Genomic DNA, 15,361 nt, shown 5'->3' on the forward strand with positions numbered 1-15,361 from the left:
GCGCCGGAAGGTCACCGGATCCGCATGCATGTCCGGTTCGTTTCAAGGAAGTTAGCGGGCCTGGTCCCCTCGCGTAACCCCTTTCGCATCCGCTTTCCCAACTTCTTCCGCGGGGAGGACAAAGGAGTCGCGGACGCAGGACCGGAGCCGGTGTCCGAGCCGGTGACGGGCGGGTCGTACCATCCGGCCATGACGAGCATCGTGCTGACTCCGTGGTGGCGACACCGGCGACCCGCGTCCGCCCGCGCCGGCGAGGCCCCCGGATCCGCGGTCCCGACCGCGATACTCGACTGGCGCCACGAGCGCGTCCAGGAGCTGCTGGCAGATGCCCGGTGCGCCGCCTCCGGGACCGGCGAACGCCCGCTGCTGCTGGCCGCGCACCGCCTGATCAGCGACCGGGTTCACGCGGTCTACGCCGTCGACGACGCGCAGTCCGCCTCCCGGACGCTGGCCCGGCGCCGCGGGTCGTGCAGTCAGCGCCTCGCGGTTCTGGAAGCGGTCGCCCGCGCGGCAGGAATCCCCACCCGCGTACGGGGCCTTCTGGTCGACGGGTCGTTCTGGTATCCGCGCTTTCCCCGGCTGCGCCGCCTGGTGCCCGACACCGTGGTCCTGGCATGGCCGGAGTTCCGGCTCGGACAGGAGTGGGTGGGCGTCTCCGAGCTGTACGCGCCCCTCGGCTCCCTCGGCGAGGCGAACCCGGCCGGCTTCACGAACACCGGGTCTCAGACGCTCTTCGAGGCTCTGGCCTCCACCGCAGTGGACTGGGACGGCTCGACCTGCGGAGCGGACGGCTGCTCGTCGTTCGACCTGTCGGCAGTGGTACGGCGCGACCTCGGACGTTTCTCCTCACGGGACGAACTCTTCGCCGCCCACGGCCAGACCTTGTGCAGGCCCGCCAGGATCGCCGGAGGCGCGTTGCTGGGCCGCCGCTCCGCGGCCTGACCGGAGCCCCTCACCGGGAGGCGGCGGTCCTTCGCGTTCTTGTCTTTGCCGCCCCGGCTGGTTTCCCCCGACCAGCCGGGGCGTCTCGTCCGGGGGAGCGGACGGTCAGAAGGCGAACAGCGCGCTCTCGGCCAGGCCGCCCTCCATCAGGCACGTGTTGCCGAAGGTGGCGGACCAGGAGACCTGCTTGCCCTGCCACACGCCGTGGGCGGTGATCACGACCGGGTCCCACTCGCGCGTACAGATCCGCCGGGGCGAGGTGTCGATCAGACCCGAGAACTCGCCACCCGCTGCCCGCAGTTCACTGCAGGCGGCCGCGGGTGACGGGTGGGTTCCGCCGGGCCTGGGCTCGCAGCTCAGCGTCACGGCGCGCTCGACGGTCACCGGACCGGCTTCCTCGCCGCTGCCCACGGTGAGTACCAGGGCGGACGGAGCGTACAGGCTGGTCGTCCCGGTCGGCTGCGCGTGCGCGGGGCTCGCGGCGGCGGCGCCGGTCAGCGCGAGGACGGTGGCCGCGCCGACGGCGCCGAGCTTGTTCCGGATGGGACGCATGAGTGAATCTCCTCTGATTGCGGATGAGTTGCGAAGGTGTTGCGGTGAGGAGTGTTGCTGATGCGGACAGTGAGTGCACACTGATCAGCTCATTCCGGCCGTACACGATCGGAACGGGTGACCGAATGGTCGTTCGGGCAGCTCGGGGGTGGTGTGCATGTCACCTGGGGAGGTGTCCATCATGTGGACAGGGTGGAGTGGTACAACGCGAAACAACGCTCTGACCTGCTCCTCAGCCGAATTGGTTCAGGCCTCACCTAAGCCGCTTCGACCGGAAAGCATCGCTTGCGGCCATGACTCGCGGCAACGACAACGTGCGCGCACCACACCCGGCGTGGCCGGTGACGGTGGCGCCGCCCCGTCCTGCACGGCCTGCCGGCGGCTCTACAGTCCGACTCCCCGGACCGGACGGTAAGACCCTCGAAGGAGCCGCCATGCGCACAGCCCCGCCCCGTACGCAGAAGAGCCCGCCTCATGCGAAGAAGAGACTGCCCGCCGTCGCCGTACTGCTGGCACTGCTCGCCACGCTGCTCGGCACCCACTGGACCGCTTTCGCGCCCGCCGCGCGGGCCGCCTCGCTCACCGAGGTCACGGACTTCGGCACGAACCCCGGCAATCTGCGGATGTTCCGGTACGTTCCGGACGGCCTGCCGGCCGGTCGCCCCCTCGTGGTGGCGATGCACGGCTGCACGCAGTCGGCCGCAGCCTTCGACGCCGAGACCGGCTGGACGGCCATGGCCGACCGCTGGGGCTTCGCGCTTCTGCTGCCGCAGCAGCAGTCGGGCAACAACCCCAACGCGTGCTTCAACTGGTTCGAGCCGGCGGACATCAAGCGCGGTTCCGGCGAGGCCTTGTCGGTCAAGCAGATGACGGACCGGATGAAGTCCGACCTGGGCAGCGACCCCGCCCGCGTCCACGCCACCGGGCTGTCCGCCGGCGCGGCCATGACCAACGTCATGCTGGCCGCGTACCCCGACGTCTTCACTTCCGGAGCGCCGGTGGCCGGCCTGCCGTACGCCTGCGCGACGTCCGTCGCGGCCGCCTTCACCTGCATGAGCCCCGGAACCAACCTCTCGCCCTCGGCCTGGGGCGACAAGGTCCGCGCCGCCTATCCGGGTTACGCGGGCCCGTGGCCGACGGTTTCCGTCTGGCACGGCACGAACGACACGACCGTCGTGCCCGCCAACATGAGGGAGACCGTCGAGCAGTGGACCGACGTCCACGGCACGGACACCGCGGCCGACACCACGGACACCATTGCGGGCTACCCGCACGCCGTGTACCGCGACAGCGCCGGACGGCCGGTCGTGGAGACGTACTCGATCACCGGCATGGGCCACGGCCAGCCGGTCGACCCCGGTACCGGAGCCGAGCAGTGCGGCACCGCCGGCGCGTACATACTCGACGTCAATCTGTGCGCGGCGTACCGCATCGGACAGTTCTGGGGACTCGGCGACAGCGGAACACCACCCCCCGGAGGTGACCCCAAAACGGTGGTCCTGCCGAGCAGGGCAGCGGACGACGGGTACGTGAAGGCGTCGTCGACCGGCGCCGGACCGGCCGTCGGAACGCTGGAGGGAACGTACGGAGTGGCGGTGGGCAGGGGTTCGGACGGGCAGCACAACCGCGCGCTGCTCTCCTTCGACACGTCGTCCGTCCCCGACGGGGCGACCGTGAAGCGCGCCTACGTGACTGTGGCGTACGCCAGCGGCAGCGGTGACCCCTGGGCGGCCGGAAACCGTATGGTCCTGGACGTCAGGTCGGGCTGCTTCGGCGCGGGATGCGCCACCGGCACCGACGACTGGAGCGCTGCCGCGTCGGCGTCCGACGTGGCGGAAATCGGCCGGTTCACGTCCGGCGCGCAGACATCGGCCGACTTCACGACGGTGAACTCCACAGGGACGACCCAGGTGCGCCTGCGCCTGGCATCCGCGCCCGCCACCACGGCGTACGTCTTCGTGAAATCGGGCGCGTCGGCCACGCTGACAGTGGAGTGGGAATGACGGGGCGGGGCCCGGCAGGGAACCTCAGGTCGTGGACACCACGTTCGTACGCGCCGGTCTCCCACGCCCCGCCCTCCTCCTGGCTCCTCCTCAGGTACAGGAAGTCGGGGGGCGTGGGGCCGGTGAGGGGGGACTGTTTACAGCCAGTCCCGCGGCAGCGTCTCGTTCCAGGTACGGGAGAAGACCCGCCGCTCCCCTTCGTAACCGTCGAGGGTCGCGTCGACGAAGAACTCCGTCTCGCTGCACCGCAGTTCGGTACGGGTCTCCACCCGTACGTCCCAGTCGTCCCGCCGGAATCGCATGGTCCAGGCGGCTTCGCCGCCGACGGAGGTGAAGTCGTCAGCGGTGGCGGTGTAGCGCTCGTACGCGCGGCAGCCGACATCGAGCCCGATGTCGTCGATGCGCACGGTGCCCCGGTCCTTCACGATCTCCAGCGCCCAGTCGTACCCGATCAGATCGCGCTTGACCTCCCAGCGCTGTTCGGGAGCGGACAGCCGGGTGGTCGTGATCGGCGGTGCGCCCTCGGGCTCGCCGAAGGGGCGCTGGGGCAGCTCGTCCGGTTCCTCCGCCGGACGCACCGGCAGCGTCAGTGTGCTGGACCGCTGGTGAACGCTCAGCAGCACGGGCCTGGGCGGCGGCCAGGCGAGGGGCCAGTACGACGTGGACAGGGAGAGCCGGATGCGGTGGCCGCGCGGGAAGACCTGCGCCACACCGTTGAGCTGGACGGTGGCGCGATAACGCCGTCCGGGCTCCAGCGGTTCGGGCTCGCCCGTACCGTCGCGGTGCGTCAGGTTGAGCACGCCGTACGTGACGCGCGTGGCACGCCCGTCGGGTGCGACGTCGGAGAGCCGGGCGGCGACGGTGGCCACCGGTTCGCTGACGGACAGGTCGAGTTCGACGGTCGGTGAACCGAGGATCTCGACCGGCTCGTCCAGCGGCCCGGTGTCGAACACCAGGGAGCCGCCGTCCTCCTCACGCTGGTCGTACGGCAGATCCGGCGGGGCGTTGTACGAGGCCCACTTGCCCGCGAACTGGCCGACGGACAGGGGCGACTGGACGGTCATCGCGTCACCGTCGCTGCTGCCGTCGCTGCCGTCCCCCTCCCCGAACGTCGACTCTCCCGGCGTGACAATGCGGTGCCGCAGCAGCGGATGCGCGACGGGTTCGATGTGCGGCGAGGGCCAGTGGGGCTCCCCGACCCAGCGGCCGGGCCGCTCCTCGTACGACGTCGAGGGCGGCACACTGTCCTGCATCCACGTCTGGAGCATCGGGCCGTCCATCACACCGTTGTCGACACCCTTCAGCCAGTGGTCCCACCAGCGCACGACCTCCTGGAGGTAGCCGATGGCGGGGCCGGGCTCACCCAGATGCGGGAACTTGTGGGACCAGGGCCCGATCAGCCCCTTGCGCGGTACGTCGAGGTTCCCCAGCAGCCGTGTCACGGCGTTGGAGTAGCCGTCGGCCCACCCGCTGGACGCGAGGACGGGGCAGCGTACGGCCGCGTAGTCCTCGCACACCGAGGCGTGCCGCCAGTAGTCGTCGCGGCGCTGGTGGCGCAGCCACTCCAGGACCCACGGGCGGGTGTGTTCCATCCGTTCGTGCCACATGTCGCGCCAGCGGTCACCGACCACGGTGGGGTCCGGCGGACACGTCGCGTACGCGAACATCGTCCCCGCCTCCGCGAGGTTGTCCGAGAGCATCGCGCCGCCCATGTAGTGCATGTCGTCGGCGTACCGGTCGTCCGTGAAGGACGCGATGACGACGGCGCGCAGGCTCGGCGGCTGCCGGGCCGCCGTCTGGAGGGCGGCGAAGGCACCCCAGGAGATGCCCATCATGCCGGTGTTCCCGTCGCACCAGGGCTGCTCGGCCAGCCAGGCGAGGACTTCTTCGGCGTCGGCCTGCTCCCGCTCCAGGTACTCGTCGGCCAGTACGCCCTCGGAGTCGCCCGTGCCGCGCAGGTCCACCCGTACACACGCATAGCCGTGACCTGCGATGTAAGGGTGGTGGATCGAGTCGCGCACCGCGGTCAGGTCGCGCTTGCGGTACGGGATGTACTCCAGCACCGCCGGCACGGGCTCGTCGTCGGAGGAGACCGGACGCCAGATACGGGCGGACAGGCGCGTGCCGTCGGACATGGGAACGACGACGTGTTCTTCTTCCTTCGTCGCGTGCGGCAGATTGCTCACGAAACGCATACGGCGGGGCCGCTCCTTTCCTCGGGTCCTCAGACGTTCTTCTGGTCGCGTCCGCCCGGTTCGGTCTCGTCGAAGGCGAGACCCAGGGCCGCCACACAGCGGTCGTACTTCGCCCGCAGGTCCTTTTCGCTGTTCCCGCCTGTGAAGATGTGGGCCAGTTCGTAGCTGTAGCTGTCCTGGTGCGGAGTCTCCGACAGGCGCTGCCCCTCCTCGGGCACCACGTCGACCCGTACGCCCGGGATCTCCCGCTCGATCCGCTCGATGTCCTCGGGCGTGGGCACCTGGCGCGCCGCACCGTCGGCGAACCACCGGTAGTACCACTTGGCGGCCACCGCATAGGGGCCGGCCCGGTGCGGGAGGGCCGGATCCCTGCCCAGCGCCAGGCTGAGCATGCAGTGGTGGTTCGGGACCCCGTCGACGTACTGGAACAGCTCCGCGTGCGACTGCGAGTGCCTGGGGTTGATCTCCAGGAGATTGATGGCGTCGGTGTGCGGATCGTAGAAGTACTCGATGCTGAAGGTCGCCGCGTCCATGCCGATCTGCCGCATCACCCGTTCGGAGACGTCGTGCAGCCGGCGTACCACCGGCTCGGGCAGGGCCGAGGGGTACTGGTGACGCAGGAAGCTGGAGGAGTCGGGGTAGTTGATCGAGTCCAGGACGCCGTAGACGGTGACTTCGCCGTTGTGGACGTAACCCTCCACCGCGACCTGGATACCCGACAGTGCCTCCTCGGCGAGACAGACCTGACCTCCGACACCGGCCATCTCCTCGGGCAGGTCGAGCCGGTCGAGGATGTACTCGAACGGCCGGCCCACCCGGGCGACACCCTTGCGGATCGCCTCGACCGCCTCGCGGAACTCCTGCTGGTCCTTGACGCCGAAGGCGAGTTCCGACGAGTACGACAGGGCGGGCTTGAGCCACATGGGAAAGCGCACGCCCTCGGGCGGCTGCGGATCATCGGCTTCCAGATCGACCCGGCCGAAACGCGGATGCTCGTCGATGACCTTCTGCTGCTCCAGCCGGCTCCAGTACTTGTGCTCGCACTTGACGACGGATTCCAGGCCGGTGCTCCGCGTGCCGTAGCGCTCGCTCAGCATCGGTACGAGCGTACTCACGGGGAAGTCCCAGTAGCCGACGATCGCGTCGATGCTGCCCTCGAAGGAGTCGAGCACCCCCCGCGCCTTGTCGAACAGCTCGGCCACCGACACCTCGCCGTGCTGGAGCTCCTCGATGGTGAGCAGGGGGTGGTACTCGTACTCCTGCGCGTCGGGCACCGCTCGCAGAGTCGGCAGGTTGGCCTCGTCCAGGCCGAGTATGAATATGTTCTTGCGATCGCTCACTGGCTCTCCTTGGTCGGCTCGTCCCGATCGCCTTCCTCGCCAGGCGCGTCTCACACATCGGATCGGGAAACCGACCGCTCAGCCCTCCGGCGACCGCCGCAACCGCCCGTGGAGCTGCCGCTACGGGCTGTCACGCCCGTCGAGCACAGATACCTCGGAAGCCGGTGCTCGGCCGGCAGCCGCTCACGATCCTCCGACGAGATGGGTCATCAGGCAGGCGGCCGTGATGGCGCCGAGCAGCCGCACCTCGTCGCCGTAGCGCTCGATCACGGCGACCAGCGGACTGCGCGTACGGGCCATGAGGGCCGCCACTTGCAGCAGGCCGGCGTCGGGGCCGACCACCGGCGGTGCGTAGGTGCGCGGCGGCAGCCACTCGGCGACCGTCAGCCCGTTGACCTTCTCCATGACTTCACCGAGGTGCCGGTCGTCGATCACGGAGACGAGCAGCGGTTCTTCCATCAGGTAGCCGGGCACCAGCTGCTTGATGAGCTGGGAGCCCGGCACGATGGCATACGGCCGCTGGTCGGAGTCGACCACGAGCAGCGCGGGCAGCTGGTGCCGGGCGAGCAGCCGGGCCGCTTCCACCGCGTCGGCGTCGACCGATATGTAGGGGTAGGTTTCCGCGAGATCACTCGCGCGCATGGCCGTTCTCCTTGCTGTGGTGGGCCGTCCGCGGGTGAGTGGATCAGCATGCCGAGCAAGGAGCAGAGCCTTTACGGCCGGCCTCTACGGGCGGGGGAGCGGCGGTGTCACTGTGGCGAGGGACTGTGTGGCGGAGAGGGGACAGTGGCGGCGCCACCCGCACGTATCGCTGCTACCACGGCGTCGTGCAGATTCCGGCTGTCAGCCTCCGAAGAGGAGGGCACGGGGCTGCCCGACATGGTGAACCAGTCCGACGATCCGCTGTACTGCACAGCGATTCTCGCCTCACCATCGGCCCACGTGGTGTGGACCGTGAGGTCCCCGGTCAGAACACCCACCTCTTCGGTGAGCACCCCGCCGCGGCCTGTCAGTACCCCGAGCGTCGTCCATGAAGCCCAGTCCATAGGTCCAAGTCTCGCATTTGTGGCCACATCCGCGACCGGCGTGAACAGCGCGCTCAGCCCCGGTCCCGCTCGTCGGAGTACGTCGGGTCGTCCGGTTCCCCGGACTGCTTCCCGGGCTCGGAGGAGGCCCGGTCGGCGGACTCGCGTTCCTGCTTCCGGGCCTGCCGCTTCTCTTCCTCCAGCTGCTTGCGGACCTCTTCCGGCTTGTCTCCGAGCTGATTCATATCCGTCTCCTCGGTCGGCACGGCCGCTCTCGCGGCCAGGGTCACACAGCCCCGCCACCCCCGCGCGCCGACGCCTTCGGGAAGATCGGCCATTGGCCGGTCTTCCGCCCTCCGGGCAGCGGACAGCGGGGGTGATGGATAGCCTGATCAAGAGAACGAAGGACACCGAAGGATCAACCGAAGGATCAATGGTGCCGATCGTCCGGCCGGATCGAGGCCGGTGAGAAGCCGATCTCGGGGGTGCGTGTGCGCATTGCTCGCAGCAACGACGATCCCCTCGACGTAGGCAACGCGGCCGGGCTGCTCGTGGACGCCGCCGGGACGGTACTCGGCTGCACCCCGGCGGCCGAGGCCCTCCTGAAGTGGCGGGCCGACGAGCTGTGCGGCCGACGCATCCGGGACCTGCTCACCGACCCCGGCCGATGGCCGGAGGTCATGGCGCAGCGGGACCGCCCGGTGTGGGAAGGCCGCGCCGTGGTGCGCGAGGGCGGCGGAGGGGAATCGGACCTCATCTTCCGTGTCCTTCCGCTGGACCGCGGACTGCCGGACCGGCGCTCGGCGCGTTTCTTCCTTCTGGTGGCGCCTCGGGCACTGATGACGAGGTGGCGTCAGGATCACGCGTTCATGCAGGAGCTGTTCCTCCAGCAACGCGTCGGCTTCGCCGTGTTCGACCGAGAACTGCGACTCGTACGTACGAACACCCAGCTCCTTCCGTACACCGGCCTGCCCGCCGACCTGGGCGGCCTGCGCCTCGGGGAGTTCCTCTGGGCCGAGGACGCGCGCGTGATCGACGAGCAGCTGCGGAAAGTGCTCACGACCGGGACGCCCCTGGTGGCGATGGACGCCCTCGTACGCACCCGGGTCGACCCGGGGACGGGGCGGATCATGGCGCTGTCCGCGTTCCGCCTGCAGGAGGCAGACGGACGCGTCATGGGCGTCACCGCCCTCTTCACCGATGTCACCGAGCAGCGAGGCGCCCGCGAGCGCCTCGACCTGCTGCACCGCGTCACCGCCGTGCTGGGCAACTCGCTGTCCGTCGCGGAAACCACGCAGGACCTGGCGGACGTACTGGTTCCCGTTCTCGCCGACCTGGCCGCCGTCGACATCGCCGAGGCCGTGTTCTCCCACGAGGAGCCCGGACCCGGTGAGCAGCGGCATCACGTACTGCGCCGGGCGGCCGCGGCGGGCCCGGCGGACGCCGGTCAGCTGCCGGTCGGTGGCTCCATGCGGGTGGACGTCGGCGATGACGCCCCGCGGGGCAGCGTATGGCCGCGACCGGCCGGGCACCGGTCGCCCGACGAGGACGTTCCCGGTCCGGGGCCCGGGTCCGGCGTCCGCTCGGGCATGAGCGCGCTGCTGCGCGCCAGGGGCAGGCTCCTGGGACGGGTCACGGTGTGGCGCACGGGCGACCGCCCGCCCTTCGGCGCCGACGACCTGGCCCTGCTGGAGGAGATCGCCTCCCGCGCGGCGCTGGTCGTGGACAACGCACGCCGGTACGCGCGCGAACGGCACGCCTCCGTGAGCCTGCAACGCAGCCTGCTGCCGCCGACGACGACCGAGACGGCCGCGGTGCAGAGCGCCAGCGTCTACTTCCCGGCGGACACGGCCGGCGGAGTGAGCGGGGACTGGTTCGATGTCATCCCGCTGTCCTCCGCGCGGGTCGCCCTCGTGGTCGGGGACGTGGTCGGCCACGGTCTCCAGGCCACGGCGATGATGGGGCGACTGCGCACCGCCGTGCGCACGCTGGCCGACCTCGATCTCGAACCCGACGAGTTGCTCACCCACCTCGACGACCTCGTCTCGCAACTCACGGTGGAGAACAGCACCTTCGAGAACGGCACCCAGACCTCCGCACCACAGAGCGCCTACGACTCGTTCGGTGCCACGTGTCTGTACGTGACGTACGACCCGGTGTCGCGGCAGTGCGCCATGGCCAGCGCCGGGCACCCCCCGCCCGCCCTGCTGGCTCCGGACAGGACCGTCCGTTACGTCGACGTCAGCCCCGGACCGCCCCTGGGAGTCGGCGGCCTGCCCTTCGAGCCCGTGGAGATGGCGGTCGAACCGGGCAGCGTACTGGCGCTCTACACCGACGGCCTGGTCGAGCGGCCGCGGGCCGATCTGGACGAAGGAATGGCGGCGCTCAGAGACCGGCTGATGGCCGCGAACGCCCTCGACCGTCCGCTGCGGGACGTCGGCCGGGAGATGGTGGCGGATCTGGCCCCGAGCCCGCTGTCGGACGACGTGACGCTGCTGCTCGCCCGTACCCGGGGGATTTCCCCGGACGACAGCGTGACGTGGGTCCTGGAGCCGGACCCGGCCGTGGTGGCCGACGCCCGTGCGCTGGTGGTGGGGCAACTGTCCCGCTGGGGCCTGGACGAACTCGCCTTCACCACGGAACTGGTGGCGAGCGAGCTGGTCACCAACGCCATCCGCTACGCGGGCGGCGGCCCCGTCGAGCTCAAGCTCATCCGTACGGCGACCCTCATCTGCGAGGTGTCCGATCCCAGCAGTACGCAGCCCAGGATGCGACGCGCACGCGCCACGGAGGAAGGCGGACGCGGCCTGTTCCTGATCGCGCAGCTCACCGAGCGGTGGGGCAGCCGGTACACACGCCACGGAAAGACGATCTGGACGGAGCAACCGCTGCCGGGCTCGTCGTGAGAAATGCGAGAAATGCCGTGAATGCGGTGTGGTGTGTGTCCGGCCGGGTACACACATGCGCGAGCACGGAGCAGGACACCCCCACGCGGAAAGGAACCAGCGGATGTCTGAGGAAGCGGCACGGGGCGACGACGTCTACCAGCCCGAACACTCCGACGTACAGAACAGGCCGACCGACGACCTCGACCTGGAGAACGCGGTCGGCGAACGCGACTTGGACGAGATGCTGGACGAGGGGTACTCCCCGCCCGAACGTGCCCTGGGAGTGACGAAGTACGGCACTACGGGCGAGGAGCAGCGCGAAGGGGAGTCCCTCGATCAGCGCCTGGCCCAGGAAACGCCCGACGTACGGCCGCCGGAGGGCGACGGGGTCGGCGACCTGCCCGGGGGCGAGGGGGAACCCCTGGAGGAGCAGGCCGCCGATACCCGTGCGGGCCGCATCGCCCCCGTGCCCGAGGAGGCGCCGCGGCGCAACATCGGCGTACTGGGACGGGATGTCGGCATCGACGGCGGTGCGGCATCGGCTGAGGAAGCCGCGATGCACGTCGAGCCGACGGACGAGGACGAGGCGCGGTAGCTACCGGGCGGCTGTAGTGAGGGGGCCGGGGATCAGGCGTGCGACCGGCTTCGGCCCCCTGTCACCAGGCGGTAGAGCACCAGCAGGATGAGCGACCCGACGATGGCGGCGATCCACGTCGACAGGTCGAAGAAGCCGTCGATGGAGTCGACGCCGAAGATCACCTTGCCGAGCCAGCCGCCCAGCAGTCCGCCGGCGACTCCGATGAGCATGGTGACGATGATGCCTCCCGGGTCCTTGCCGGGCAGCAGTGCCTTGGCGATGAGGCCGGCGAGAAGTCCGATGAGGATCCAGGCGATGATGCCCATGAGGTACCTCCAAGGTTGTCGCTCGATGGTTTCCTCGTAAGCGCGTAGGCGCGCAGCGCGTTTTCAAACATGCGAACGCACGAACGGGGTCCCTCACCCACTGACAGCGGACCACAGGGCACGAACGCTACTCCGCGTGAAATTGGGCGCCTTACTCGACAGCGAGCAGAGCGGTGCTGTCGAATCGCCACACACGCGTGGTTCTGCACGTGCGAGAAATGTGAGTAACATCCGCCCCCAACAGTGGTGCGAGGAAAGAGAGCTGTCATGCCGGAAAGCAACAACCCCACGCTGCAGTCGCAATACGCGAACCAGGTCGACGCGGATCTGGAGCACAACACCAAAGAACAAGAACGCGTCAGGTCAGAGGTGGCCGCCCTGCAGGCACAGCTCGAAGCACTGGAGAAAGACCATGAGCTGCTGGTGAGCATGCGGGCGGCCCTCGGCACTACGCCCGCGAAGAAGACCCGGGCGACCAGGACGGCCAAGGCGGGCCCGGCCGCAAAAACGGTTGTTCCCAGGGCGCGCCGCGCCAAGGCGACTTCGGACAACGACAAGCGCTCCAGGAAGACCGCACAGCCGGACACCGGAGCAAAGGCGAACAAGGCCACACCCCCCTTGCGGGAACTCGTCGTCGCCGTCCTCGCCAAGCACGACGAACCGCGTTCGGCAGCCGAAGTAACCCAAGAGCTCGCACAGGCACACCCCGAACGCACGCTGAGCGTCACCGTGGTGCGCAATGCCCTGGAGGCATCGGTCGCCAAGAACCAGAGCGAACGAACCAAGCAGCAGAAGTCCGTCTATTACCGGGTCGTCAAGGACGGACAGCAAGCGACGCAACAGCCGGCCGCTGCGCCGAGCACGGCAGGCGTGTAACCAAAACGACGACTCCGCCCCGGAGTTGGCCACACGTGGGTGAGGCCGGCCGCGGAGGATTACGACGTTCCTGCCGGTGAATTCCGTGAAGCACCGGAGGCGGTAGGCCGGGCGGAACGCTCTTCACGGCGTTCCACGTGAGCCAGGGGGCCCGGCTCGGCCTGCCCCGAACAACCTGTTTCCGCGCCCCGTTCGGCTCCGCCGTCCCGGACGGCCGCACGGGGCCGCGATGCGCTGGTCAGCGATCTGCCCGTCTACGCGGATGCCCGGCCGAGAGCCACCAAGGACGCCTGCGACAGCGGCTGTTCCGGCCGGAGAGATCTGAACACTCGCTGAACATGCCGCCCACACGTTGCGTACTACCGGCTGCCTGCGCCCGAGCCAGGTGCGCCGATACGTCTCTGTGCCAACGACAGGAGCGGACATGACCGATCGCATTGATTCAGTGATGCAAGGGCTTCCGGGCGGCGGCGCCGAGCTCTCCGTGGTGCTGACCCTGCGCTGGGACGACGTGGCCGCGCTCGGCCGGGAGGCCAGTCGGCTGGCCGAGCAGCGGGGGGCGCCCGTGACTCTCGACGAGGCCGCCAGCCACCGGCTCCGTACCTGGTCCTCGGTGGCGAACGCGCCGGACGAGCGCAAGAGCGCGGCGCCCCCGCCAGGTCCGGCGACCGCCGCCATCGCCGGAACTCCCCCCGCTGACAGAGCCCGTCCGCACGTCGGGCACCTGAGCGAGACCGCTCCGGTCGCCTCCCTCTCTTCGCACCCCGCCCAGCAGATGCAGGCACCGGTGGGAGCGGGCGGCAACCCGCAGAGGTGAACGCCGCGCTTTGCCGGTCCCGCCGTCAAAGCCTGAGGCGCGCACCACCAGAGCCGGACACGACACGGAACGGCACGGACAAGACCGTGGCCGCCCCCGGAGGGCGGCCACCGGAAAGGAACCGAACGATCGTGATAGCCCAGCGCACCACAACTCGACTCGTCACACTTGTCGCTCTGCCCGCCGCCCTCGCTCTCGCGGCAGTCACCTCTTCCCCGGCCGCCGCCGAAGGGACCGCGTACCAGATCGACCTGGACGCGCTGAACAACTCCGGTGGAAGCGGTACGGCGATGCTCAGCCTGGACGGCACACGGCTCACCGTGGAGATCGAGTCCGAAGGACTCGTGCCCGGCCAGCCACACGCACAGCACATCCACGGTTCCACCGACGGCCACGACTTCCACTGCCCCGACGCGAGCGCGGACAACGACGGCGACGGGATCGTCACCACCAGCGAAGGCCTGCCCATCTACGGTGAGATCAACATCTCGCTCACCACCGGGGGCGACACCTCCGCCGCCAGCGGCCTCGCCGTCGACCGCATGCCGGTCGCGGACGCGCAGGGCAAGCTCTCCTACGAGCGTACGATCACGGTCTCCCAGGACGTGGCCGACCACATCAAGGACCTGCACGTCGTGCAGCACGGCATCGACCCGAACGGCAACAAGCAGTACGACTTCGGCGTAGGCAAGAGCGACCTGGACCCCAAGCTCCCGCAGGAAGCCACCGCCCCGGCCGTCTGCGGCCTGGTGCAAGGCGCGGCGGTCGGTTCCGTCCCCGTGGGGGGAGTCGAGACCGGCAGCGGCCCCGCCCCGGGCACCGAGGTCTCCGGGGCGCTGGTCGCCGCGGGCGGCGTCGCCTTCCTGGCGGTGGCGGCCGCACTCGGCCTGGGCCGCAGGCGGCGGCCGGCCACGACCACGAAGCCGGCCGACGGAAGTGGCGCGTGATCAGCCACGGCGGGTACGAGACCGGGGCCGCGCCGCGTCGCACCCGTACCGCCGCCACCTCCGCCGTGACCGCGATCGCGGCGCTCCTGCTCGTCGCCGGGTGCTCGGGGCCGGGCGAGGAGCCCCCACCGCAGTCGGCGCCCGCGAACCGGCAACCCGTACAGGGCGACACCCAGGCGCGGGACGACCAGCCCGCCCAGGACGCGGAGAAAGGCGCGGGGAACGGGCAGCAGGTCGCCGCGGCCCTGCCGAAGTCGCCTCCCCGGCGGATCTCCATCCCGTCCCTCGGCGTGTCATCGGCCCTTGAGGAGCTGGGGCAGCAGAAGGACGGAGCCATGGAGACGCCCGTCGATCCGGCCAAGGCGGGGTGGTACACACCAGGTCCGCCTCCCGGAGCCCAGGGACCGGCCGTCATCGCGGGGCACGTCAGCTGGAACGGCGAACCCTCGGTGTTCCACCGTCTTTCCTCGCTCAAGGCCGGTGACAGGATCGAGGTCGACCGCGCCGACGGCAAGACCGCGCAGTTCACCGTCGACCGCACCGCCCAGTACCCCAAGAACCGGTTCCCCACCGTCGAGGTCTACAAGAACATCGACCACGCGGGCCTGCGCCTGATCACCTGTGGCGGTCAGTACGACCGCTCGACGCGCTACTACTCGGACAACGTGGTGGTGTTCGCACGCTTCACCGGCAGCCGGTAGCGGCACAGCCGTCGCGGCAGACCGCCTGTCATGCAGGGGCCGGCGTCCATCTCGGGATGCTGTTGGTGAATTCGGGCCTGGTTGCTTCGCCCCGTCGTTATGCGGCGGGGCGGAGTGCTGTCAGGGGGCTGGTGCGGGTGCGGGCTCTTGGTGTGTCGGTGAGCCAGGCGTT

15 protein-coding genes are annotated in these 15,361 nt (G+C 69.9%); 8 read left to right on the forward strand and 7 right to left on the reverse strand.

Going from position 1 to position 15,361, the window contains the following annotated elements; translation table 11 throughout:
* Nucleotides 1-189: 189 nt before the first annotated feature.
* Entirely contained in the window at nucleotides 190-942 is a 753-nt protein-coding gene (locus J7E91_RS03390) for a transglutaminase family protein (RefSeq protein ID WP_214898978.1), read from the forward strand.
* 105 nt (nucleotides 943-1,047) lie between these two features.
* Here the strand turns inward: J7E91_RS03390 and J7E91_RS03395 are convergent, their stop codons facing one another.
* Complete coding sequence (locus J7E91_RS03395; RefSeq protein ID WP_214898980.1) at nucleotides 1,048-1,494, reverse strand: subtilase-type protease inhibitor; 447 nt, start codon at nucleotides 1,492-1,494, stop codon at nucleotides 1,048-1,050.
* 434 nt (nucleotides 1,495-1,928) lie between these two features.
* On the opposite strand from J7E91_RS03395, the gene J7E91_RS03400 reads away from it, so the two are divergent.
* Nucleotides 1,929-3,497, forward strand: coding sequence for a PHB depolymerase family esterase (locus J7E91_RS03400; RefSeq protein ID WP_214898982.1), 1,569 nt, complete (start codon nucleotides 1,929-1,931; stop codon nucleotides 3,495-3,497).
* A gap of 137 nt (nucleotides 3,498-3,634) precedes the next feature.
* Here the strand turns inward: J7E91_RS03400 and J7E91_RS03405 are convergent, their stop codons facing one another.
* From J7E91_RS03405 to J7E91_RS03420, 5 genes are all read right to left on the reverse strand, one after another.
* Nucleotides 3,635-5,692, reverse strand: a complete 2,058-nt coding sequence (locus J7E91_RS03405) for a CocE/NonD family hydrolase (protein ID WP_214898984.1) — start codon at nucleotides 5,690-5,692, stop codon at nucleotides 3,635-3,637.
* 29 nt (nucleotides 5,693-5,721) lie between these two features.
* The gene (locus tag J7E91_RS03410; RefSeq protein WP_214898986.1) at nucleotides 5,722-7,032 is read right to left on the reverse strand and encodes an ATP-grasp domain-containing protein; all 1,311 of its coding nucleotides are present in this window, start codon (nucleotides 7,030-7,032) and stop codon (nucleotides 5,722-5,724) included.
* 183 nt (nucleotides 7,033-7,215) lie between these two features.
* Complete coding sequence (locus J7E91_RS03415; RefSeq protein ID WP_214898988.1) at nucleotides 7,216-7,674, reverse strand: CBS domain-containing protein; 459 nt, start codon at nucleotides 7,672-7,674, stop codon at nucleotides 7,216-7,218.
* A gap of 107 nt (nucleotides 7,675-7,781) precedes the next feature.
* Nucleotides 7,782-8,078, reverse strand: a complete 297-nt coding sequence (locus J7E91_RS35665) for a hypothetical protein (protein WP_078607125.1) — start codon at nucleotides 8,076-8,078, stop codon at nucleotides 7,782-7,784.
* A 53-nt stretch (nucleotides 8,079-8,131) separates the two neighbouring features.
* On the reverse strand, nucleotides 8,132-8,302 hold the full coding sequence (locus tag J7E91_RS03420) for a hypothetical protein (protein ID WP_214898990.1): 171 nt from the start codon (nucleotides 8,300-8,302) through the stop codon (nucleotides 8,132-8,134).
* A gap of 246 nt (nucleotides 8,303-8,548) precedes the next feature.
* On the opposite strand from J7E91_RS03420, the gene J7E91_RS03425 reads away from it, so the two are divergent.
* The gene (locus tag J7E91_RS03425; protein WP_308375995.1) at nucleotides 8,549-10,963 is read left to right on the forward strand and encodes a SpoIIE family protein phosphatase; all 2,415 of its coding nucleotides are present in this window, start codon (nucleotides 8,549-8,551) and stop codon (nucleotides 10,961-10,963) included.
* Nucleotides 10,964-11,066: 103 nt separating this feature from the next.
* Entirely contained in the window at nucleotides 11,067-11,540 is a 474-nt protein-coding gene (locus J7E91_RS03430; protein WP_214898992.1) for a DUF5709 domain-containing protein, read from the forward strand.
* 32 nt (nucleotides 11,541-11,572) lie between these two features.
* Here the strand turns inward: J7E91_RS03430 and J7E91_RS03435 are convergent, their stop codons facing one another.
* Nucleotides 11,573-11,848 carry a GlsB/YeaQ/YmgE family stress response membrane protein gene (locus J7E91_RS03435; protein ID WP_028813353.1) on the reverse strand — a complete coding sequence of 92 codons (276 nt, stop codon included), beginning with the start codon at nucleotides 11,846-11,848 and terminating at the stop codon, nucleotides 11,573-11,575.
* 267 nt (nucleotides 11,849-12,115) lie between these two features.
* Here J7E91_RS03435 and J7E91_RS03440 point away from each other — a divergent pair, with 267 nt between their 5' ends.
* The 4 genes from J7E91_RS03440 (at nucleotide 12,116) to J7E91_RS03455 (ending at nucleotide 15,189) form a co-directional block, all read left to right on the forward strand.
* A complete protein-coding gene (locus J7E91_RS03440; protein ID WP_214898994.1) occupies nucleotides 12,116-12,724 on the forward strand; it encodes a hypothetical protein in 609 nt (202 codons plus the stop codon).
* Between the two features lie 424 nt (nucleotides 12,725-13,148).
* The gene (locus J7E91_RS35670; RefSeq protein WP_251015100.1) at nucleotides 13,149-13,541 is read left to right on the forward strand and encodes a hypothetical protein; all 393 of its coding nucleotides are present in this window, start codon (nucleotides 13,149-13,151) and stop codon (nucleotides 13,539-13,541) included.
* Nucleotides 13,542-13,675: 134 nt separating this feature from the next.
* A complete protein-coding gene (locus tag J7E91_RS03450) occupies nucleotides 13,676-14,488 on the forward strand; it encodes a hypothetical protein (protein WP_214899023.1) in 813 nt (270 codons plus the stop codon).
* A complete protein-coding gene (locus J7E91_RS03455) occupies nucleotides 14,485-15,189 on the forward strand; it encodes a class F sortase (RefSeq protein WP_308375996.1) in 705 nt (234 codons plus the stop codon). Before J7E91_RS03450 ends, J7E91_RS03455 begins: the two co-directional genes overlap by 4 nt.
* The last annotated feature ends 172 nt before the right edge of the window (nucleotides 15,190-15,361 follow it).

It is taken from the genome of Streptomyces sp. ISL-99, from assembly GCF_018614005.1.
GTDB classification, from domain to species: domain Bacteria; phylum Actinomycetota; class Actinomycetes; order Streptomycetales; family Streptomycetaceae; genus Streptomyces; species Streptomyces flavidovirens.